General features: G+C 44.4%; 13 protein-coding genes. 12 read left to right on the forward strand and 1 reads right to left on the reverse strand.

Annotated elements, in window-relative coordinates; all coding sequences use genetic code 11:
- Positions 1 to 5: 5 nt before the first annotated feature.
- The 9 genes from GL182_RS09120 (at position 6) to GL182_RS09160 (ending at position 18,616) form a co-directional block, all read left to right on the forward strand.
- Positions 6 to 3,188 (forward strand): baseplate J/gp47 family protein, encoded by a 3,183-nt coding sequence (locus GL182_RS09120; RefSeq protein WP_163379353.1) that lies wholly within the window; start codon positions 6 to 8, stop codon positions 3,186 to 3,188.
- 9 nt (positions 3,189 to 3,197) lie between these two features.
- Positions 3,198 to 5,879, forward strand: a complete 2,682-nt coding sequence (locus GL182_RS09125; protein ID WP_163379354.1) for a hypothetical protein — start codon at positions 3,198 to 3,200, stop codon at positions 5,877 to 5,879.
- An 11-nt stretch (positions 5,880 to 5,890) separates the two neighbouring features.
- Positions 5,891 to 8,536, forward strand: a complete 2,646-nt coding sequence (locus GL182_RS09130) for a hypothetical protein (protein WP_163379355.1) — start codon at positions 5,891 to 5,893, stop codon at positions 8,534 to 8,536.
- A 257-nt stretch (positions 8,537 to 8,793) separates the two neighbouring features.
- Entirely contained in the window at positions 8,794 to 10,293 is a 1,500-nt protein-coding gene (locus GL182_RS09135; protein ID WP_163379356.1) for a contractile injection system tape measure protein, read from the forward strand.
- A gap of 11 nt (positions 10,294 to 10,304) precedes the next feature.
- Entirely contained in the window at positions 10,305 to 11,666 is a 1,362-nt protein-coding gene (locus tag GL182_RS09140) for a DUF4157 domain-containing protein (protein WP_163379357.1), read from the forward strand.
- A 116-nt stretch (positions 11,667 to 11,782) separates the two neighbouring features.
- Positions 11,783 to 15,358 carry a DUF4157 domain-containing protein gene (locus tag GL182_RS09145; RefSeq protein WP_163379358.1) on the forward strand — a complete coding sequence of 1,192 codons (3,576 nt, stop codon included), beginning with the start codon at positions 11,783 to 11,785 and terminating at the stop codon, positions 15,356 to 15,358.
- A 9-nt stretch (positions 15,359 to 15,367) separates the two neighbouring features.
- Positions 15,368 to 16,243, forward strand: a complete 876-nt coding sequence (locus tag GL182_RS09150) for a tetratricopeptide repeat protein (protein ID WP_163379359.1) — start codon at positions 15,368 to 15,370, stop codon at positions 16,241 to 16,243.
- 236 nt (positions 16,244 to 16,479) lie between these two features.
- Positions 16,480 to 17,784: an ATP-binding protein gene (locus GL182_RS09155; protein ID WP_163379360.1), complete on the forward strand. Its 1,305-nt coding sequence runs from the start codon at positions 16,480 to 16,482 to the stop codon at positions 17,782 to 17,784.
- A gap of 49 nt (positions 17,785 to 17,833) precedes the next feature.
- Positions 17,834 to 18,616 (forward strand): peptidoglycan-binding protein, encoded by a 783-nt coding sequence (locus GL182_RS09160; RefSeq protein ID WP_163379361.1) that lies wholly within the window; start codon positions 17,834 to 17,836, stop codon positions 18,614 to 18,616.
- On the opposite strand, the gene GL182_RS09165 is transcribed toward GL182_RS09160, so the two are convergent.
- Positions 18,617 to 20,362: a gamma-glutamyltransferase family protein gene (locus GL182_RS09165; protein WP_205603628.1), complete on the reverse strand. Its 1,746-nt coding sequence runs from the start codon at positions 20,360 to 20,362 to the stop codon at positions 18,617 to 18,619. It abuts the gene before it with no gap.
- A 229-nt stretch (positions 20,363 to 20,591) separates the two neighbouring features.
- Here GL182_RS09165 and GL182_RS09170 point away from each other — a divergent pair, with 229 nt between their 5' ends.
- The 3 genes from GL182_RS09170 to GL182_RS09180 are packed head-to-tail and all read left to right on the forward strand — an operon-like array spanning position 20,592 to position 23,494.
- Complete coding sequence (locus GL182_RS09170) at positions 20,592 to 20,882, forward strand: DoxX family protein (RefSeq protein WP_317167798.1); 291 nt, start codon at positions 20,592 to 20,594, stop codon at positions 20,880 to 20,882.
- Between the two features lie 12 nt (positions 20,883 to 20,894).
- Positions 20,895 to 22,235 (forward strand): DEAD/DEAH box helicase, encoded by a 1,341-nt coding sequence (locus GL182_RS09175; protein ID WP_163379364.1) that lies wholly within the window; start codon positions 20,895 to 20,897, stop codon positions 22,233 to 22,235.
- A 29-nt stretch (positions 22,236 to 22,264) separates the two neighbouring features.
- Positions 22,265 to 23,494 carry an NAD(P)/FAD-dependent oxidoreductase gene (locus GL182_RS09180; protein ID WP_163379365.1) on the forward strand — a complete coding sequence of 410 codons (1,230 nt, stop codon included), beginning with the start codon at positions 22,265 to 22,267 and terminating at the stop codon, positions 23,492 to 23,494.
- Positions 23,495 to 23,535 lie beyond the last annotated feature (41 nt).

Raw genomic sequence — 23,535 nt, forward strand, 5'->3', positions numbered from 1 at the left:
ACATATTGAAGCTATTATGGAGGAAAGGTACTTCACAGTCAGACAGGCATCTCCCTGGCCTGGATCCTGGAAATGTGGATTTGATGGGCCTGGAAGTAGAAGACTGGCTGCTATTCGCACATAATTTTGCCTCCTTCTTACCTTTTTTTCCAAAATCCAGTTCTTCTGTAGTATTAGAAAACTGGCAGATGTTTTTCAATGACCTGATCAGCGTTAAGGAGATCCCAGAAAAAGGTACCACAGACTACCGGGATTTACAAAGATCCATTGAAAACAAGCTGAAAGCTTTTGCAGCATCCGGTAAACTTGCCCCGCAGATGAGTCTATTGGTGACGTTTCTCAATCTGCTGGGATTTTCCAAGGACCGCCTGAATGGGATTACCAAAAGACACCTGGATTTTTATTATCGGTCTGTTTTAAATATTCCCCGCAAAAAACCTCAGGGTGATGAGGCCTTTTTGGTACTTGAGACGGCAAAGAGTCCCCAGGTATTTCTTCCGGAAGGAACAATTTTTGATGGGGGTAAAGATGAAAAAGGATTGGGCAGACATTATGTCTCTACCAAAGATTTTTTTCCCAACCAGGCCCAGGTGTCCTTATTGAAAAATCGCTGGGTAGATGCCGTCCAAAAAAAAATAAAATTCAGTCCCATAGCCAATTCTCTGGATGGAAATGGAGCACCTATTCCTTCTGAAAACAGGGGATGGTGGCCATTTGGCCATGTTCAGGACACAACTGAATTTCCGGCATTGGCTCCGGCTTCTTTCGGTTTTGGTCTGGCTTTTCCTTCCCTGAAGTCCGCTGCAACGGCTGACCGTTATTTCAAATTTGAATTCGAATTCAAAAAAAAATTACCTTTCCATGGTGAAGCCAAGGATATTCCGGAAATATTTACCTGCCACCTCAGCGGTGAAGAAGGTTGGATTACTACTTCGGCTACAAACCACCCGGAGATTGGATTCTCTTGTTCCGTCAATGACAGCTCCTTTTCTCTGGTGGTTCACTTGGATAAAGACCAGCCTTCCCTGGTGGCGCAAGATGAAAAAATACACGGTGCACTAATAGGGGACGGATCACCGATCATCTGGTTTGATTTGCCTTGCCTTACTTCCACTAGCTACCAATGGATCAAAGCCCTGGGGGAAACTCCAATCAAAAAAGTCAGGATTAAATCCAGGTACAAAGGCATCAGGCAACCTGTACTGGAGTCAGACCTTGGTATACTCAATCCCACCAAACCATTTCAACCATTTGGCAGTGTCCCCAAAAAAGGAAGCAGCTTTTATATAAAATACCCGGAGTGGGAATTCAAGCAACCAACCCATATTCATATCAAAGGGATCTGGTCCAACACTCCGGATACATCCACAAAAAATCCTCCTGAACATTTTAAGGATTGGTATTTTGGTTATCGTGATTTGGGCGGGAATTACTTAAGCAAAGACAACTACCTGTCACAGCATTTTACACCAGTGACCACTCTGGAACAGCCCATCAAGCTGTTTATGTGGCAACCATCAGGGTTAAAGGGTCCCTTGTTGGGTAATCAAATCAAAGTCAATGAGGAGCCGGAAAATTTAATTGTCAGCGGAGATGACTATTTTAAAGCAAGTGTTTTTGCAGGAGATGGAAATAGCTGGACCAATTATACCGAAGAAAAAGCGCTTTTTGAATATGATTCGGGCACTTATCGTGCCGATATGACCATCACCCCTAAATCCGGCAAATCTGCTATTGCAGCCAGGGGAGGGGTTAAGGTTACTTTGTTACAGTCCTTTTTACATGATCTTTACCCCAGATTGTATGCCCTGGCCATGGCAAGTGACCAACCTGAAACACCCATACCCAATGAACCATATACTCCTGTTTTGGAGAGCATCGAGATGGATTTTGATTGTGTAATGGAATATGATTTGACATCCGGAGCTGTTCAGGATTTGGCGCTCTTTCAAAGGGATGATTTTGGCTTTCTTGAAGAGCAGAAAATGAAAAAAGAAGGGATTGCCCATGTTCCCGACAAGGATCCCTACCTGCTTTCTTTCCCTGGGTCTGGGGGAGAACTGTTTTTGGGTATTGAAAATTTACAAAAAAACCAGCAATTGTCTCTTTTGTTTCAGGTGCTTGAAGGCAGTGAAAACCCTCAGCATGCTGATTTTTCCGGTGAAAATACCCTCTCCTGGTCGGTGCTGGTGGAAAATTACTGGAAGCCCCTGAGCAAGGAGCGGATACTTTCCAATCAAACAGAAAACCTGCTTCAATCCGGAATTATCGTATTGGATTTACCGGATGCTGCTTTTGACAAGCAGACGAGGATGCCTGAAGGAAGGACCTGGATCAGGTTAAAATCCAATGCTGCCTATGATGCCAGCAGTCGGGTTTTAGGTGTTTTTGCTCAGGCCTTTAAGGTGAAATTCCTGGATCGAAATAATGAATTGGGACACCTGAAGGATGGTTTACCGGCAGGTAGTATTGGTAAAATGGTAGAGCGCAAAGCAGGAGTAAAATCTATCAATCAACCGTTTAATTCACATGGTGGCAAATCCCCTGAAACCGATAAAAACTTTTATACCAGGGTCAGCGAGCGCCTGAGACACAAAAACAGGGCCGTATCCCTTTGGGATTATGAACACCTGGTGCTCCAGGAGTTTCCGGAAGTATATAAAGTTAAATGTTTGAACCATACCTGTAGCCAATCCTTTTTGTCTCCGGGTCAGGTGATGTTGGTCATTGTTCCCGATACGGTCAATAAAAATGTATATGATTTGTTTCAGCCAACCCTAAGTGCAGCCAAATTAAATCAGATCAAGGCTTTTCTGGAAAGCAAAATATCTCCTCAGGTAAAACTTTCTGTAATGAATCCATTGTATGAGGAAATTAGAATCAAGTTATTGGTAAGTTTTAAATCCGGACTGGACAAAGCTTTTTATTCCAAGCAGATTGCTCAGGATACCATCCATCATTTGTCTCCCTGGACTGCTGAAAACAAACATGCCATTGATTTCAGCCATCATGTTAATTTCAGCAGTTTGATCTATTTCTTTGAAAAACTGGAATATGTAGATTTTATCCAACAACTCAGAATATTTAAAGATGGGAAAGAAATGGGGCGTGACGTATTTCCAGAAAGTCCAAAACATATTTTGGTGTCAGCCAAATCACATGATATCATTCTGTACGGATCTAACTGAAGCTGATTGATGATAAATTCAAAAACATATGGTCCCATTTCCAAAGCTATTCACAGCAAGGATGATTTGGATTTTCAGTTTTTAAGAAAGGAAGGAATCTCCTGGATTCAAAAACTGGGGTCTAACCTTTGGACTGATTTCAATACCCATGATCCCGGCATCACCATCCTGGAGGTATTGTGCTATGCCATTACGGATTTGGGATATCGCCTTTCCTTGCCCGTTCAGGATTTGCTTTTTGAAGGAGATAAAAAAAGTTTTTTAAAGGATCATTTTCACCTTGGTCCCGATGTCTTGCCGTGCAAAGCATTGACCGAACTGGATTACAGGATGTTGTTTATCGATTTAAAGGGGGTCCGTAATTGTTGGATTGAACCCTTTAAACAGTCTTTGTACGTTGATTGTAAAAACCTCAAGATGTCCTATGATCCGGGTATTTTGGAAGACTTGCCCCAAAAAGACAGCCGTAGTTTTGATCTGAAAGGGCTGCACCGTATTCTGGTAGATGTAGAAGAGGAGGTGTCTTTTGAATCGGTAAAGAAAAAAATAAAGGAGAGTTATCATAAGAACAGGAACCTATGTGAGGACCTCGTGGCAGTGGGGCCTGTGGTCGATCACCCCATTCAGGTTTGTGCCATTATTGACCTTGAAGCCGAGGCAGATGAAGAATGGATCGCAGCATCGATTGAACAGGTTATCCAGCAATATTTTTCTCCGGATATCCGGTTTTATTCCTTTAGCCAAATGCTGGAAAAGGGCTATACCACAGAACAAATTTTGGAAGGCCCTTCCTTAAAGCATGGTTTTTTGGACCCTGAAGAAGTCCGGCAGGCTTCCCTGAGAAAAGAAGTCCGGCAGTCTGATATCATCCAGCTGATCATGGACCTCGATGGTGTTTCAGGCATCAGGGAGCTTCGGATCAACCACTGCGATAAGGACAATGAACAAGGAGGCTGGGTCATTCCCATAGATTCAGGAAAAAAACCAATGCTTTGTGAGAAGAGCAAATTTAATTTTTTTAAGGGTTTACTACCTTTAAATGTGGATGAAGGGCGCGTTGCCAATTACAAGGAGGTATTGCGGAAAGAACAATACGATCTGCAATATGGCATGAAGGAAAAAGGATATCCCATGCCGGAACCTTACCAGTATCCTTTGGCAGAATATTCCAGTATTCGTAATGATTTGCCTGAAGTCTATGGGGTAGGCCCCATTGGTTTGTCGGAAACGGCGGACGCAGAGAGAAAAAGAAAGGCCAATCAACTCAAGGCTTATTTATCCTTCTTTGACCAGATCCTGGTCAGTTATTTTCAACACCTGTCCCAGGTAAAAAACCTGCTGTCAGTATTTACCACCTCCGAAAAGACCTATTTTACCAGGGCGGTGACAGACCAGGGAGACCAGGGAGAATTTTTGGTGGATGGGTATACAACTGAGGACCTGAATGAAGAATTATTTGGTGCCTTTGATGAAGCAAATGAACGGAACCAGAAAATAAAAGATCATCTTTTGGCCAGGTTTGCAGAGAAATTTAGTGATTATGCTTTTTTGATGAAGAAGATCTATGGAACTGGCATCGAACAGCAAGTGCTGGATTCCAAGTCTTTTTTTTTAAAGGAATACGGAAAGATTAGTATTGAAAGAGCTACCGCTATGAATTATTACAAGCAACCTTTAGACCGGATTTGGGACAGTAACAATACCTCAGGTTTTGAAAAAAGAGTTGCCCTAATGGCTGGGATAAGAAATTTTTTGCGTAGAAATCTGGCCAGGTCTTTTGTCGAAATCTATCCCCTCATCAATTCCCAGGGAGACAATGTTTACCGCTGGAGGATTTACGACAATAACAGAAGCATTTTATTAAATGCTACCGAGGAATATCCCAGCCGGACCGCTGCTCACAAAGAAATTTACCTGGTGATTCAATTGGTGAAGGGCCTTCCCAGAGAGGAAATCAGTTCTTTTTTTGAGCAATTGGAAGCAATTCCGGATACACCATTTACGCTGGGCTGTTTTCGCATCACCATGTCACCAAGCGGAAGGTATTCTTTTAGCATCATCAATACGGCTATTTCGGATACCAATGATTCCGACTACATTATTGCCAGCCAATACAGGTATTTTGCTTTTCAGAACTTTGCACAGGCTATCCTTTCATTTAAGGATTTTATGGATCGGGAGTTTGATGATGAAGGCATGTTTTTGGTAGAAAATATCCTGCTAAGGCCAAATATTGAAGAGCAGGATGATTCAAAAAACACCTTTTTGCCGTTTTGCAAAGAAGATTGCCAGGAGGGAAATTGCCTGGATCCTTACTCATTCCGGGTAACCTTGGTTTTGCCTGGAAATACCTTTCGTTTTGCCGACAGGGATTTCAGGGATTTTTTGGAAAACCTGATCAGAGAGGAATTACCGGCACATATATTAGCAAAAATTTGCTGGATCGGAAGGGCCAATACCGGCGACCTGGAGCAGGAAGATCAGTTGGGCCATTTCGAAGAAGCCTACCTGGATTTTTTAAAAGGGCTGAGTCAGGGAAAATACGAAAATCACCAACAGTTTATAAAAATACTTTCCGAATTGCGGTCGATCTACCCCACCGGTACATTGTATAATTGCGAAAAAGAAGATGAAAGCAATGCATTACGTGACAGTATCATATTAGGAAGAACGAATTTAGGTACCATTTAATCCCAACGGCCATGTCAAATAAACTTAGTTCCGTCATTTATCAATACAGACATTATAAGGCTGATCAGGTGCTTACCCATACACAGCTGAACGAGACCATAGCCTATTTTGAAGACCAGGACCGGCTCACACGGATGGCATTGTATGGGGTGGGCATTGCTCATGGCTTGCAACCAGGGCTGGATGAGTCCTCTGAAACCACACAATTACTTGTCAGTCAGGGAGTAGGGATTACGACCGACGGTGACCTGATTTTGTTACATCAGGCCCTGTCCGAAAGCCAGCCAAAAGAGAAAGATATAGGCGTTCAGCAGCTTGCATTTACCCATTTCAGGGAATTTGAAGATGAAAATGCCAGGTATAGCCCTTATTTCTTTCCGGACGATAACCAGATGCCACTATGGGAATTATGTCAGGATACCGACGAAAATGCCCAGCCATTGGATAGCCTGGCAGATTGGCAGGACAAAATCTTGTTGGCCTATTTGGAATGCTACCCTAAACCTCAGGATATCTGCGGAGATATTAACTGTGACAACCAGGGGGAGGAACAGGTAGCCAGGTTGAGGATTTTAATGATGGACGAGGAAGAGGTAGAACACCTGATCAGCCACGATCCCCTTTTTCTTCGTAAAAGAGAAATCAATGATTCCATTTCGGCACTTACTCCACTTCAACTGTTAAAAGTAGTTCACCAGGAAAGCAATACTTCTTCACGTTTACAGGTAGACCGTTTGTACCGGGATGCCATATTGGATGGCAATACCATTTCTGATCTTCAATCGGGAATCCAGACTATTTTATCCGGATTTGAATTTGTTTTTGAAGATAAAGCATTCATTGATGCATTGAGGGGCGATCTGAATGCGCTTCTGGATTCCATATTTGATTTCGAGCAGGAAGCAAGCTACCAATATAACCAGTACCGCTACCTATTGGCCAAAGATTTGGTAGGGACTTACAATGAGTTAATAGCAGCTTTGGAAGGCTTTGATTCCTGGCCAAATCCCGATATATCGGCCTTTCCGAAGCACCTGTTGTTGGGAAAAGTGGGTGATGCATCTTACAGGCATGCTTTTTTCCCTTCCCCATCCCTTGGCTCTGGGACTGATCTGGGTGAGTTGATCCCTTCACTTTTGAAAAAAATCTATTACCTATTGGTCTCCTTTGGAATCAGTGGAGGGGAAGGCCTGAGAATTATTCCAAATGGAAATTCATCTGCAAGTAGTCGTTTTCCATCCATCCCATTCTTCTACCAGAACTCGGCAGGGATTTCCACCCACTGGCGTTGGAAAGGTACCCCTTTGAGCTATTGGTACGACATGGGAAGCAATCCATTATTAATGGACTTTAAAGGCCTAGATTCCTATTGGATCGGGGGACATTTGGGTGCGGATGCAGAGCAAGCCTACCAGTCTCTCAAATCGATGGTCAAGCAGTTTGGATTGGAGTTTAAGGTTTACCATTTTGATTTGTCATCGGCTGATGGCCAATTAAAGAAGTTTTTACAATCCCACCCTTCCTGCACCAGTATGGGAGGAGTGGCCAAGTCGGGTACTTATATACTTTTAAGTGAGGATAATCAGGTTTTTGGGGATTTGTCACTTGCTTACCGGGTGGTGGATGAAGTCAGCCAGTCTGCCCACTCCCACATCAAGGTAGCCGCTTGCTCCTATCCCTGGATCAGCACCCTCAAATACCTGAACAACCTCTCCAGAAGTTTGAAGGGAAGTCGCAGAAACTCCGGAGTGCAACCCGAAGATTACCGGCTGGTAATTAGGGATTACGAGATCAACGGGCAGCCCATGATCAGCGGGCCGGTAACCTTGTCTATCCCCCTCGAAAATATATATCACCGCAGGATGCATGCCATTACCGAAAGCCTGAATGAGCGTTTTCCTAAAGGCCTGGTGTTTGATTACGATGAATCCTTAAAGCGATTTCTGATCATACGCCCCTTTGATGATGAATTTAGCATCAGTTTTTCCGACACCACCCTGACTATCAATGGACCGGTCTACACTTATACCCAGGATGGAATGGAAAAATCAGATCAGACATTCCGGCTGGATGCCATCCGCTGTGATGAAAGGCAACGGTACAGGGAATCCACCTACCTGCAGTTGCAGGAAGAATTTGCTCCCGTTGACAAAGATGATGATTACGGCGTGTACAAAGGCAAGTGGAGAGAGTGGTATGCGCTCATAGAGCGGCTAAAAACAGATGAAAGGTTTACCGGAGTCAATAATCCACCCAGAATTCCCAAAAGTTATGAAGATCTACCTGCCTCTTTACGGAGAATCATCGGCCCCATCAGGGATCAATTGAACAGATCCGGAATAACTCATCAGTTGTACCTGACCGGTGATTGGGTCAATGGGAGTTGGGCCAGTATAGAAATGATCAAAGATTACAGAAATAGTACCCATACCAATGACCTTGTTTTCCGGTTTTTGAATCTGAGAGCTGTATTGCATGAAAAAGAACAGGCGACCAAAGCAGCGCTCTTTGTAGTATTGGCAAACGAATCTGACAGAACTGAAATAGAAACTCTTATGGCATCCTGGACGGACAAAGCAGACATTTATATCGAAGGCCCGCAGGTTGGTGGTAGAAGGAGAATAATTGATGGTATTACTGAAAAATTAAGGTTATGAAAAGGGACCAATCATACAAATTCCGGATGACGATTGGTCCCTCATGGGCTTCTTTCCTAGTTCCACAGACATTAATCTCTAATCTAGTAACTCAGCGACTCAACAGTGATGTAAACAACACAGAAAGTGCGCGATTTCCAGACGTTTTGACTTTTAGACTGCTACCTATTCCATACTTATTGCCAGTAAAATAATGCTTAGTCTGACGACTTTGCTGTATCAAATATATAAAATAATTCTTTTCGGATCAACATGTAATGACTAAAAATCAGGCCCATATCATTCAAAAAGTTCAGGTAGAAATTTTCACCTCCTCCATGGAAACCGGAAAATTGATGGAAAGAGATATGGGCTCATTTATACGGGAGAGAATACTGCCTGTAATCGAAGCTTACCTGGATAGCCTGGAAGGTCAATTGGCCAATCATTCCCTTCGCATCCCGCTTCTATCTATGGACATTGCTTTTAGCAAACATGATTTTCCAGCTACTGCTGACCTGGAAAAACAAATACTGTCCCAATTGGGTGAGGAATTAAAAGTTGAAACGGCTATTTTCTCCCAGACTAGCACTCTTGCAGGCACCAAGAATATTCCCAGGTCCCGTACATCCAGAGAAAAATCCCCGCAACCAGAAAAGGAGGTAGAAATAGAAAAAGCCTTGCTTTTGGAAGATGAAAACAAGGATTTTCAAGCCTGGATATTTTTTTTAGAAACAGGCAGGCTTCCCTGGTGGTACAACCAGAAGCAGGCAAAAGAATTTTTTCAATTCCAATTTCTGAGGCTGAGTCTCAGGGACGACATTAAACGCAACAGGTTACGGGAAAAATTATCGAATCCAGAACTTTTTCAACGGCTGCTTTCACAATATACAGGAGAAGAATTGAGGGAATTATTGGGCTTTATTTTGCTAGAAAAGTTACCCTTAAGCCCACTGGGTTTTGATCGCATACTTGCAAGCCTCAGCCCAACTGAAAGGGAATTCTTTTTTCAAATGTTGATCCTGATTAGTCGCCAAAGTGACAACAAAATTTTACCTGAAATACCCATCAGGTGGCTGCTGATTACAAAAGAAGGTAACAGAAAGCTTCAAACGAAAATATATAAGGTGATCCGAAAAATTCAAAGAAAGGAAGAGGTTTTCCAATGGGAGCGTTTTTTCAAAGCGTTAAATGAGAAAGTGGAGAAGCGGTGGGATGAGAATGATGGTTCAGGAAAGCAGGAAGTCGGGATTGATCCTTTTTTAAATGATCAATCCGGAGAAGAAGAGACCCATTACCTGTCGCATGCCGGGTTAATCTTAATCCACCCCTTTTTAATGGCATTTTTTAATGACTGCGGATACTTGGATAAAGCCGGAAATCTGATGCAACCTGAGCTGGCTGTACATACCCTATATTACCTGGGGAGCAGACAGGAAGCCCCCTTTGACTTTGAATTGGTTTTTGAGAAATACCTCTGTGGACTGGATTTTCACCAGCCTATCTCCAGGGATGTTCGCTTAAATCGGGATATCCTGAAAAAAACAGATAGGTTGTTGGAATCCCTGCTCAATCACTGGGGAAAGTTGAAAAATACGGGTATAGAGACGATCCGCAACGAGTTTTTGATCCGTGAAGGCAAACTTGTTTTGGGGAAGCAACAGGACCGTTTATTTGTGGAACGGAAAGCGCAGGATATATTATTGGATGGATTGGCCTGGAACCTGTCCATCATTAAGTTACCCTGGAGAAATAAATTATTATTGGTGGAATGGTAAATAAATGAAAGATGAAAAGGCAAGCGCTCAGAAAATCTTCAGTAGGCATTATCAATCCTGTTTTCCAGAACAAGAATGGAAACAATTTTTTCAGGGCAAGTCCCCAGAATACCGAAAAGGTAGTGCCGGGCAATGAACAGGAGGGATTATTCCTTCAAAAGCAAACGGAGGATGCTGAAACGGAAGACAGCATGCAAATGGCTCCCGAAGAGGAAAATGGAGAACAACTGATGTCTCAGGTGGAGGAAGAGGAACAAGTACAGGCAAAAGAGGAGGAGGACCAGGTTCAGACAAAAGAGGAACAAGAGGTTCAGAGTGAGGAAGAAGAATCCCCTCAGGCTAAAATTGCGGATACTGGAATGAGGCAAAACCAGGCAGAGATCATGGAGCCCATGCTTCATCAAAAAAAGGGAAAGGGAAATTCTTTGGAAGGATCCAGCAAAGACATGATGGAGCAGGCATTTGCTGCGGATTTTAGTCAGGTAAGGGTTCATACCGATGCCGAATCCCATCGGATGAACCAATCCATCCATGCCCAGGCATTTACCTATGGGAACGATATATATTTCAATAAAAACAAATACCGACCGGAGGGTCGGGAGGGCAGGCATTTGCTTGCCCACGAACTTACCCATACCATTCAGCAAAAGGGTAAAAAACCAAAAGGGATACAGGGGCATTGGAGTAAAAGTGAAACCTACCATGCAATAGATAAAAGAAGTATCCGGGTAGCCGTTAAATTAAAATTTGAAGGTGCCCTGTGGAACAAAAGCAGCAATAGCGGCCTGGATACAGCGGGACTGGCGTCAGCTGCCCAAAGGCAGATAGCCAATAGTTTCAAAGGTAAAATAAAAAAGCGTGTATTGGGTATCGATATTTTATATGATGTTGACACCGGGGCTTCCATTAGGGTGATACCAAAACTAAGCGATTTGAAATTAGGGTCTGAACACCTGTTGGTGGTACTGGATGATTCCCATCCAAAAGTTAAAGGAACCTATGGCAGGGGACCCTTTTATGGCACCATTGTATACCTAAATGAAAAATATACAGGTCCCATGATCTCCGGGGCGGACGAAAACACGATTCCCCATGAGGTAGGCCATACGGCCGGGTTAAAGCACTTGATAGAAACAGGCGAAGAATCCGGCATGTTGGGTAGCATGATCAAAGACTTGCATCACCAGGTCAATAGGGACAATATCATGTGGAGGGGAGGGGGGCACCCCAGTTACACCGGTGCGGATGCAGATGCTCACCTGACCCAAACCAATTCGGAACAATTGGAAAAGGTGCACCAAAACATCCGGAATAAAAAACTCAATCAGTTGGACCTGTTCAGTTTGGTGGACCTGTATGCATTAGAAAAATAGTTGTCATTTTCACGCCATGAAATCGACACGATTAAAATCATCATTAAACACACAGGGCAATGATTATTTTAATCGTCAAAGATTCCATCTGACCAATAAAAAAAAATTATAAACAGATGAAAAAAGCTTTTACCAGAAAATCCGGCAAAAAGACCAAAAACCCCATGAGAGAGGCAGGGATTGATTTTTTCCAGGCCAGACTCCAGGTAGGGCAGCCGGGTGATCAGTATGAGCAGGAGGCCGATGCCATGGCGGACCAGGTAGTTCAGATGAATGCTTCCGGTCAGGGTGCCTGGGCCAGCCAAAGCCAACCGCTGCACCAGGAGGAGACTGAGGAAAGTGTTCAAAAATCCCCTGGTACTGAATCAGCAACTCCGGCCAAACCCCTGGCAGAGTCAGTGACTCCTGTATCCCTTTCTGAAGCAGATGAGGAACCCGTCCAGGAAAAGGAAGAAGAAGAGGATTTGCTTCAAAATCAGGAGGGGGAAGCGCTTAAAGCAACTACCGATCCAGGTGAAAATAATGAAACCGAAGAAGGAGAGGCAGGGTCCCTACAGATGAAATCTGATCAGCCTTCGGTTGTTTCTCCTGAAATGGAAAGCCAAATTACCCATCCTACCGGTGGATCTGAAATGGATAACATGACCAGGTCTGGAATGGAAAGTAGCTTTGGGGCGGATTTCAGTCAAGTCAAAATTCACACAGACCAGCATGCCGTCCAGATGAGCAGGTCACTGGGCGCACAGGCGTTTACCCATGGCAACGATGTTTACTTCAATGAGGGCAATTATAAGCCTTCCGCTGATTCGGGAAGACATTTACTGGCCCATGAGCTGACCCATACGCTTCAACAGGGAAGCAGTACCGCCGTACAGGGGAAAATGGTACAGAAGGAGGGGGATGAGGAAGTGGAACCTCCCGAAATGCTTCCTGAAACCGGAGTTATTGATGAGGGGGCGAAAACGATTACTTTTGATGCTATTCCTGTTCCTGGATTTAAGTTGTTGGATCACAGGGGCTCCTTGTATACCAGTAAGGCACCACTCAAGAGAAAAAATAATTATACCAGAGGAAACACCAATCAAAGAGATGGGGTTTGGAAGGCTGAAATTGATACTACCACCATAAAAAATGAGTTGAATACTTTGTATGAGAACCATCATCGTACCCCTCCAACCAGTGAAACCACTCATGTATTCACTGCTGAAATAACGGGGAGAAGTGTCAAGCCATCCTATATTGGAGACATTGAAGGCCTGTCCCGTGAATTGACCACTCCAGTTTGGGGCAAGGATAAAGTCTATAGGAATTTTGATGTGGACCATATTGTAGAGCTTCAACTTGCCAATTGGAATACAGCTTCCTGGCCAAATACCCTTCCCAATATGGAATTGCTGGATGCTTCGAAAAACAGTTCTAGTGGCTCGACCATAAAAGGACAAATTACTGATAAATTAACCGGATTCAGGGAGCGCCATGGAGATGAATATCCAGGCGGGGATGGACATTTTAAGAATAACTACACCTTGGTTTTTTCGCAGGCTGAAAGTTTAGCCGGTGGGGATAGTGAAATTACCGAGAATGAATTTTGGACCAAAAGGCAAATTGAATCAGGTGAACATTTAGACGCCATTGAGGTCGGGAACCTGGCCGATATTGGTAATGAAGGAGAGGTCCGGATTTTTCCCCGCGAATCCGGAGGACTGGGTAAACGCTTCATTTGGACCGGTGCGGAAGATAGCGTTGGAAGTGATGAAAGAAATTGGTTGGGAAACCCTTTTAAAATTGTCCATAAGCAATTCAATACACAAGGGGATGGGGTTGAAAATACACCCACACTGGGTTCACTTGCTATCAATATCCCTTCGACTGACAATACCTGGCAACCCTGGCCTGAGGATGAGGTTATAGAGGTAAACAGATATCCTGGTTCAAAGTATGCGGGCTATGTTACCAAGCAGTCTATTAAATCTAAGTTATATGGTTTAAGAATTAAAAAAGCAAGTCCTGTAGAAATCATTGAGTTGGACCTTTTGCCAACCGGTATTGAAGCTTATGGCCACATACTGCCCAGCATTCCAATCTTTGAAGGTAACCCGATAGAATTATTTATTTCCAACGGCGAAATCAGGGTATCTAAAACTTTTCCTATAGAACATATCAATGTACCCCCTCCATTTGAGATTACTGATAGTTCCCTCACCATATTTGCGAGTTCCGAAAACGGTCTCGGATTGACAGGGCAAACCAATTTTGGCATCAACCAGGTCGGTGAAGGCCATATCAGCGCTACCGCCTCTACAGCCGGCGGTTTCGAGCTTGAAGGTGTTTTTAATTTTGATTCCGACCTCTTTGATCCGGCAGCGATTAATGTGGAGTACAAGGAAAATACCTGGACCATTGGCGGGGAAATAGGTATTCCGGAGGGCAAAGTCAGGGGAGTAAAAAGTGCTACCATTACGGCCTCTTACAGTGAAAACACTTTTTCAGCAACAGGAGAAGCTGAATTGGACATGCCCGGTATTGAGCGGGGTAACATGGACATTCAATACGGAGCGGAGGGATTTTCCATCGGCGGAAATTTTGACCTGAGCAGTGATATTCCCGGGATAAGGGGAGGTAATGTGGAAGCACGCGTGGCCAAACCGGACGGAGCGGAGGCTTACGATATCTTCGTCTCAGGTACTGCCCAACCCGATATACCGGGCATAAATACTTCCCTGACGGTTACCTACGAAAATGGCGCCCTTACCATTGAGGGGTCTGCTGCGTATAGCAGGGGCATGCTTAGCGGTACCATAGAAGTGGGGGCCACCAACCGGCCCATTGGGGAGGAGGGGCAACCGACAGGAGAACCGGACGAAAACATGCGGGTTTATGGAGGAGGGGAGTTAACCTTGCAACTCACTCCCTGGCTGGCTGCTACAGCCGGTGTCCGCCTCTTACCCAATGGGGAAATTGAAGTAAATGCCAGGTTGTCTTCTGACAGTTATGAAGTATTTCGCAGGAGAGAAATCAACAGAAACCTGTTCAGGGTGCCCACTATTGAAATACCCTTATTTGCTATTCCCTTGGGACCTAGAAGCATTGGATTGGTCGCCCAGATCGGCGGAGGATTGGACTTTACAGCAGGGTTTGGCCCAGGTGAATTGCGTAATCTATCTGCGGAAATTACCTACAACCCGGAAAGGGAAGAAGAAACTACCGTTGCAGGTCATGGGGAATTTGCTATTCCAGCCGATGCAGGATTGACACTGCGGGGCGATTTGGGTTTAGGAGTTAGTGTGGCCATTGCCAGCTTATCTGGTGGTATCGAATTGACGGGTACTTTGGGATTGGAAGGGGAAGCTCTTGCGGAGGTAGATGTTAACTGGAGTCCACAAACTGGCCTGGCACTGGATGCCAGTGGAAGGATTACGGTTAACCCAAAATTCATATTTGAAATCAACGCTTTTGCCAGGGCTAGTTTAGGGATCGGTTTTCTTTCCGTTTCTGAAACCTGGAGGCATAACCTGGCAGCTTACGAATGGGGTCCCGGGATACAGTTCGGAATTGTATTTCCCGTTCATTACAGGGAAGGAGAGCCTTTCGACATGTCATTTGATGATATTGAAGTGATTTATCCTGACCTGGATGTAATCGATATGGCAAAAGGTCTGGCGTCGGATATAAAAAATGATTTATTTGCTTAAATTGGTGATATGGAAAAGGAAAAAGCCATCGCACTCAACAACGAAGGGGCCAGGCACTTTTTAAATCAGGCATTTGATCGTGCTATTTCTTGTTACGAACAAGCCCTGGAACTTGATCCCGGCAATAGTTCAATTCTGAATAACCTGGGCCTCTACCATCACCAGCAAAAAGAATATAAGAAGGCACTGGGATTTTTTGAAAAAGCCATTCAAATTGATGCAAAGCCCAGCTACCTGGTAAATAGCGGAAACGCCCTGGCCATGATGGGTGTTTTTCCTCAGGCCAGAGAAAGGTATATTGAAGCATTGAAACAGGATCCCCATCACGAAAGCGCCAGGGTCAGCCTTGCCCAACTGGCCATGCATACCGGAAATCATGATGAAGCCATTGCCATCTGGAAAAAGATTTTGGCAAGGAATAATGACAGTGCCCATCTTATCCAATTGGCTAAAGTTTACATGAAAATCCAAAACTGGGAAAAAGCCTTACAACAGCTCCACAGCATCCCGGCGACAGCGGGCGACAGCCTGGCCTGGTTTATGATTGGCCAATGTGAATTTCAGCTCAAAAATCACGGATTGGCAGAAAAGGCTTTTAAAATGGCCCTTGCTGAAGATCCGGACCATACCAAAACCAGGCAGCATCTGGCGATCAATTACCTGGCCATGGGTCAATGGGAATCTGGCATCAAGCATCTTTCAGCTATCCTGCGTTTGGAGCCCGACAATTACCAGGTAATGACGGAGTTGGCAGTGGTTTACCTGGGGAGGGGGAACCAAAAAGAAGCAGCAGATTGGTTGGAAAAGGCACTGAATCTTAAACCTGATTTTAGCAAAGCCTTGCATTATAAAAAAATATTGGCTCAATCTCAGGGACAGCAATGAATATTCTCCTGATCATTTTTGATGTGGTAAATGTTTTTGCGCTATGAAATCGACACGATTAAAATCATCATTAAACACACAGGGCAATGATGATTTTAATCGTCAAAGATTCCATCTGACCATTAAAAATCAAATTATAAACAGATGAAATCGAGCATGACGTAGCCGTCACACACTGGAATGACTATCAGATATGCGAGATTCCATGTGACCATTAAAGAACAAATTATAGACACATGAAACAGCTAATGGATTTCCTGCGCCTGGTAATCAAGAGTCGGTTGGACCATGAATTGGGTAAAACCGAAACCCTTGAAAAACCGCAGATGGAGCTACATTTTGATCCGGAAGCATTTTTGGGTAAAACCATCAAATCCCTGGATATCAGAAACAGGGACCTTTTGCTATTGGCATTGGCGGTTGCTCCACATATTGATCCGGGCTTATTGGGGAAAAGCATCCAAACCTATTATCCGGAAGGAGCTGACTTTCCGGAATTTGGCGGGGTCAAGACCAAGCATCACAGGGGGATCGTTCCTACCGGAGAAACTTTGCTTTATCTGCTGGCTGGAACTGATGCGACTACTAGAAAAAAGCACCTGACAGTATTTCAGGAATCCATCCTGTTTAAGAAAAACTTGATTTATTTAAGCCAAACCCAGGAGGAAGAACCATTTTTCGCCGGCCCTTTATGCCTGGAGCAGGAGTTTGCCGACAAGCTGCTTTTGGAAGCCGTGCGGCCGCCCAAACCAAGTACCGGTTTTCCGGCTGAATTAATCGAAACGGAACTGGAATGGGCGGACCTGGTTTTGTCTGATAAGACCTTAGCCCAAATCAAGTCCCTGGAAAACTGGTTGACCTACAATGAAGCGTTGATGGAAAGCTGGAAATTGAGGAAGAAAGTCAAACCCGGCTACCGGGTCATGTTTTTTGGTCCTCCCGGAACAGGGAAGACCTTGACAGCTGGCCTTTTGGGTAAATATACGGGTAAAGCCGTATACCGCATAGACCTTTCCCTGATGGTTTCCAAATACATCGGAGAAACGGAGAAGAACCTTTCCCGTTTGTTCGAAAAGGCCACTGGAAAGAACTGGATCTTGTTTTTTGATGAAGCAGATGCCCTCTTTGGAAAGCGCACCAATGTACGGGATGCCCATGACAAATATGCCAATCAGGAGGTAGCCTACCTGCTGCAACGCATAGAATCTCATCCCGGATTGGTAATATTGGCGTCCAACTTTAAAAGCAACCTGGATACCGCTTTCACCAGAAGGTTTCAGTCCATCATTGATTTTGAAGCACCGGGAGCAAGTGAAAGGATGCTGTTATGGGAAAAAAACCTGCCAGCTACCATACCATTGGAAGAATCTCTGGAAATAAGGGATTTGGCTAAAAAGTATCCGTTAACCGGTTCCAATATCGTAAACATTGTTCAACAAGTAGGATTGAAAACTTTGGCCTCAGGGGATGAGGTTATCCGGGAGGAGATTTTGTTGCAATGCATCCGCAATGAAATACAGAAAGAAGGTAAAATGCATTAAAATAACTAATAATTGGTTTATATTTAATGGTTTAAAATAAAGATATTGTATGAAAGAGAAAATCAAGGTTGCCCAGCAACTCCTGGCCGAAAAAGGATACTATCAGGGAGGCATTGATGGAATTTTTGGACCCAATACCCTTGATGCCCTTCATAAGGTGCAGGGAATTGATCACGGACTTCCCAATTCCCGTAAAATTACCATGCTGATCCAATTGGGAGCCAAGGCAAAAGGGTTTGATGCTGGTGCCATTGATGGGATGTGGGGTCCACAAACCCAGTTTGCCTTTGAAGAATTGGCTTTTCTCATGGAGCATGGGCGGAAGAGAGGTTCCTGGAGACCTGAGGAAATGGAGGCAACCAATAAGTGGCCCAGGCAAAATTCGCCTGAATTCGCCCAGTTTTATGGACAAAGGGGCCAAAATCTGGTAACGATCGATGCTCCCTATGAGCTTAAAATTGCCTGGGACCTACGCTATAGGGCCAGGAAAATAACCTGCCACCGAAAAGTGGCAGAAAGCTTGGTAACTGTGTTGGAAAATGTACTTCAGATTTACGGAGAAAATGACATTCAGGCCTTAAGGTTAAATTATTTTGGTGGCTGCTATAACAACAGGCTGATGCGTGGAGGAACGCGCTGGTCTACACATGCCTGGGGTGTCGCCTTGGATTTTGATCCGGACAGAAACCGATTGACCTGGGGTAGAGATCAGGCGTCATTTGCCCATCCGGTGTATGATGAATGGTGGCGTTGTTGGGAGGAAGAAGGTTGGGTCAGCCTGGGACGCAGACGAAATTTTGACTGGATGCACATTCAGGCGGCAGAATTATAGTTACCATCCAATTCCATAATCCTCTCCATGATTACTGGCCCCACCCCACAAGGTGCCATGTTCCCAGTCAAACCAAATTGCATTAATAGGCCCTGACGTTCTTTCCCGGAAATCCATTTTGTACCCCCTGCTTTGCAAGTCTCTCCTGACCCAGGAGGGCGTTTCGCTCTGTAAGGTCAGGGCTCCGGGTTTGATTTCGTGGTTACCAAATGCCGCCTGCATTTGGTAACTGTTGATATTGGGGGCTTCTACTGCCTGCTGAACATTCATGTCAAATTCTACCATGTTCAGGAAAAGCTGCAGTAAGTTTTGGTCCTGGGTATCACCACCCTGGACGGCAAATGCCATCAATGGTTTTCCATCCTTCAAGGCCAAAGAAGGTGTTAAGGTCACCCTGGGTCTTTTGCCTGGTGCTACCACATTGAAAGGATTGACTTCTTTGTCCAGGACGAAACTCTGCATGCGCTGGCTTAAACCTATGCCTGTATTGCCTGCAATAACCGCAGGAATCCAGCCTCCACTTGGGGTCACGGAAACCAGCCATCCTTCTTTGTCGGCTGTTACAATAGAGGTAGTGCCGGCGGTGAAATCTTTAAGGAAACTGTCACTTACTTTCGCATCGGCGTTTTCACTGTATTCGTAATAATTCTTGCTGTAATTCTCCAACTGGCTTTTAAAGGGGTTTTCCTCATTTTGGAAAGGGTAGGGGTCCCCCGGATTTGCCCAGGGATCATTGCTTTGGGTGATCAATTTTGCCCTTTCTTTGGCATATGTTTTAGATAACAATCCTTGCATGGGGCTTTTTGGGGAAAAAGCAGGATCGCCATAGTAAAAATCCCTATCAGCAAAAGCCAGGTTCATTGCCTGGTAAAGGGTGTGGATATAATTGGCAGAATTGAAGCCCATTCCCTTCAAATCGAAATTTTCCAGGATATTCAGGGATTGAAGCAGGGCCGGCCCTTGTGTCCACTCCTGTAATTTGTAAACATCTATTCCTTTATAATTTACATGTAGTGGACTTTCAATTTTTACTTCCCAATTGGCCAGATCGGATTTGCGGATCAAACCTCCCTGTTCCTGAACACTTCTGGTCATCTCATCCGCAATGTCTCCGAGATAAAATCTGTCGTAGGCTGCCTGTAAGGCTTCTTCCCTGGTTTTTCCGGCGGCTAAAGCGGTTTGTTCCGCATCTACGAGCTTCTGAAGGGTAGCCAATAGATCATGTTGCTCAAAAATTTCACCAGCAGAAGGAGCCTCCCGGTCTTCTCCCAAATGCGGTAAAAAAACCTTTTGGGAATAAGGCCATTCTTTGATCATTTCTTTGTCGCTTTCTATGGCATTGGCCGTCTGTGCTTCAATGGGATAGCCATTGGCCATTTCCATGGCCGGAGCAAGTACTTCCTTTAAACTTAATTTACCATATTTAGCAAGCATGGTGATCAAACCTCCGGGAGTTCCCGGAGTTACTGCCGATAAAGGGCCGTAGCTGGGGGGGAACTTTAAGCCTTCTTCTTTATAAAATTCAGCCGTGGCACCGGTAGGTGCTACACCCAAGGCATTAATGGCTATTACCTCAGCGGTGTGGGGATTATAAATCAGGGCCTGGGTTTCCCCTCCCCAACTCAATACATCCCACATGGTGCAGGTAGCAGCCAACATGGCACAAGCGGCGTCTACAGCATTTCCCCCTTGTTGGAAGATCATGGCTCCGGCCGTAGCTCCTAATGGTTTACCGGTTATGGCCATCCAATGTTTCCCGTGCAGCACCGGTTTTTGGGTTTGCTGGCTCAATACTGGCAAGGTCAGGCAGGCAGAAACCACAAAAGCAAAAAATATTTGGAGTATTAGCGGACTAATTTTTTGTATTACCATTTTGAAGTTCTAATTTTAAAGAATAAAGGAATTTATGCAATTAATTTTTATGGATGAAATATTTCTTTATGCAATGGCAATTTTTTATGTAACTGCTGGTATCATGCATTTTGTGAAACCAAAGTTATATATCAGTATCATTCCTCCATACATTCCCCAACCCAGATTGGTAAATAGTTTGGCAGGAATGATAGAAGTGGTATTGGGATTGGGTCTGGTTTTTGAACCCACCCGAACTGTAGCTGCCTATGGCATCATCCTATTGTTGATTGCGGTATTTCCGGCCAATCTGTATATGTATCAACGGAAGAACAAAGGACTTCCGAGATGGTTGTTGCTTTTAAGACTCCCATTACAGTTATTACTGATAGGTTGGGCCTACATTTACACTTAAACTAAGAAAAAATTGACATTTAGTGAATTTAATTTTGTTGCCGAACTCCAGGAGGGCTTAGATGCCATGGGTTTTGAAAAACCGACTCCCATACAGGAACAAGCGATTCCAATAATAATGGAAGGCAGAGACCTGATCGCAACCGCACAAACAGGTACAGGAAAAACAGCGGCTTTTATTTTGCCGGTTTTAAACCAAATCAGTCAAAGCCAGAAAAAAGGAGTTAAAGTCCTAATCATTGCTCCTACCCGGGAGCTGGCCATACAAATTGACCAGCAGATCCAGGGTTTGGCGTATTTTCTGGGTATCAGTTCCATTCCCATCTATGGAGGGGGCGACGGGAATACCTGGGAACAGCAACGAAAGGCCCTGGAACTGGGAGCAGAAATCGTAGTGGCCACCCCTGGTAGGTTGATTGCGCTTTTGGCTGGAGGAAAGGTGAAATTTGATGCCCTTGAAAACCTGATTCTGGATGAAGCGGACAGGATGCTGGACATGGGTTTTTCGGATGATATCCTGACCATTATTCAGCACCTTCCCAAAAAACGGCAGACTTTATTGTTTTCCGCCACCATGCCACCCAAGATCAGGAAATTTTCCCAGCAGATCCTACATGATCCGGAGCAAATTTCCATAGCATTGGGCAAAACGGCGAAAGGTGTCAGCCAATATGTCTATCATGTATATGATGGGCAAAAAGAGGCCTTGGTTAACCATATTCTGAAATCTCAGGATTTCCAGGCAGTCATCATTTTCTGTTCCACCAAGGACAAGGTAAAATCTCTGTTCAAAACACTAAAAAAACAGTTTCAAGTTGAGGCTTTTCATGCTGACCTGGACCAATCAGAAAGGGAGCAAATCATGTCAGCCTTCAAAAACAAATCCCTGAAAATTTTAGTGGCTACTGATATCTTATCCAGGGGAATCGACGTGGAAGACATTGAAATGGTGGTTAATTTTGATACACCCAATGACCCTGAGGATTATGTGCACCGGGTAGGCAGGACAGCAAGGGCGGAAAAAAAGGGTAAAGCCGTGACCTTTGTCAATGAGAAGGACAGGTACAAATACCGCAATATTCAAAACCTGATAGGGCTGGAAATTGAAGTAGTACCCAACCCTGAGGAAATCGGCCCGGGTCCTGACCTGGCAGCTGCCTCCTCCGGTAAGTCATATGGTAAATCTGCAGGAGGGGCCAAGCCGAAGGGTAAGAAAAATAAATTTAAAAGTAAACCCCGATCCAATCCCAGTACAAAGCCCAGGGAAAATCCTGAAAGTGGTGAAAAGAAACCTTCTTCTGTGAAGTCATCTGACAACAAATTCAGAAAGCGGAAAAATATAAAGGACGGTTAAGGCTTTTTTAACCTTAAATCAAGTTTGCAATGAATGACAAAAGCATATACATCATCGGAGCGGGAATTTCCGGACTTGTAGCAGCCATTGAGCTGGAAAAAGCAGGATATTACCCGGTGATACTGGAATCAACTGACCGGGTAGGTGGCAGGGTAAAAACCGATGAAGTGGATGGCTATTTGCTGGATCAGGGTTTCCAGGTTCTGCTTACCGCATACCCTGAGTTAGACCGGTACCTGGATCTGGATAAGCTAAAATTAAAAAAATTCAATCCAGGTGCTGTCATTTTCAAGCCTGGCGCAACCTACACGGTATATGACCCTTTACGGAATCCGCTGAAGATTTTTGCCATGGCATTTTCAAAAGTTGGTACCGTTTGGGACAAATACAAGATGTTTGTCCTGACCCGGGACCTCAAGGAAAAGCCCCTGGATGCCATTTTTTCGGAGCCTCAGAAGGGAACTTTGGAATACCTGAAAAATTTTGGTTTTTCGGACAAAATCATTCGAAACTTCTTTGCCCCTTTCTTCAAAGGGATTTTCCTGGAAACAGCCCTTTCCACCTCTTCCCGTATGTTTGAATTTGTGTTTAAGATGTTTGCTGATGGGGAGGCAGCCATCCCTGAAAATGGAATGGAGCAGCTAAGTCAGCAACTTCTGGGGAAGTTGGAGCATACCCAAATCCGGTACAATACTCCTGTTCTCAAGTTGGAGAAGAACAAGATTGTGTTGGAGGATGAAAATGTCATTACAGCCAATGAAATCATTATCGCTACTTCCGCCGAAAAATTAACCGGCCAGGTAGAAACAGTTTTCCACGAAGTGACCAATATTTATTTCACCCTGCAGCAATCCTTTATAGGTAAGCCCATGATAGGCCTGGTACCAGATGATAAATTTTTGGTCAACAACCTGGTGTTTTTGACGGATGTAAGTCCCAATTATGCGAAAGACGGCAGGGCGCTTTTATCCGTTTCAATAATCAAGGATACCAAAGGCATAGAAAAGCTGGAACAATTGATCGCTCTGGAATTGGAAGCCCTTACAGGGATCAATGCTGCCTATTTTGAACACGTAAAAACCTATACCATTTCCAAAGCATTGCCTGTAGTTAAGGATGCCAAACACTGGATACCCCTGCAACATATCAAATTGTATGATCACGTGTACCTGGCCGGTGACCATTTGTTAAATGGCTCCATCAATGCAGCCATGACTTCTGGCAGATTGGCCGCAGAGGCCGTGATTTCAGGAGAATAGGATAGTCTTTAAGGATAAAATGAACTGGCTGCTTCCAGGTA

This window comes from Cyclobacterium sp. SYSU L10401 (genome assembly GCF_010993705.1).
In the GTDB taxonomy this organism is placed as follows: domain Bacteria; phylum Bacteroidota; class Bacteroidia; order Cytophagales; family Cyclobacteriaceae; genus Cyclobacterium.

Bases quoted from the DNA above. Each gene is read 5' to 3' on its own strand.
- GL182_RS09165 (WP_205603628.1), bottom strand. From the start codon at position 20,362: ATGGCCATAACCGGTAAACCATTAGGAGCTACGGCCGGAGCCATGATC.
- GL182_RS09130 (WP_163379355.1), top strand. From the start codon at position 5,891: ATGTCAAATAAACTTAGTTCCGTCATTTATCAATACAGACATTATAAG.
- GL182_RS09140 (WP_163379357.1), top strand. From the start codon at position 10,305: ATGAAAAGGCAAGCGCTCAGAAAATCTTCAGTAGGCATTATCAATCCT.
- GL182_RS09155 (WP_163379360.1), top strand. From the start codon at position 16,480: ATGAAACAGCTAATGGATTTCCTGCGCCTGGTAATCAAGAGTCGGTTG.
- GL182_RS09125 (WP_163379354.1), top strand. From the start codon at position 3,198: ATGATAAATTCAAAAACATATGGTCCCATTTCCAAAGCTATTCACAGC.
- GL182_RS09160 (WP_163379361.1), top strand. From the start codon at position 17,834: ATGAAAGAGAAAATCAAGGTTGCCCAGCAACTCCTGGCCGAAAAAGGA.
- GL182_RS09170 (WP_317167798.1), top strand. From the start codon at position 20,592: ATGCATTTTGTGAAACCAAAGTTATATATCAGTATCATTCCTCCATAC.
- GL182_RS09135 (WP_163379356.1), top strand. From the start codon at position 8,794: ATGACTAAAAATCAGGCCCATATCATTCAAAAAGTTCAGGTAGAAATT.
- GL182_RS09145 (WP_163379358.1), top strand. From the start codon at position 11,783: ATGAAAAAAGCTTTTACCAGAAAATCCGGCAAAAAGACCAAAAACCCC.
- GL182_RS09150 (WP_163379359.1), top strand. From the start codon at position 15,368: ATGGAAAAGGAAAAAGCCATCGCACTCAACAACGAAGGGGCCAGGCAC.
- GL182_RS09180 (WP_163379365.1), top strand. From the start codon at position 22,265: ATGAATGACAAAAGCATATACATCATCGGAGCGGGAATTTCCGGACTT.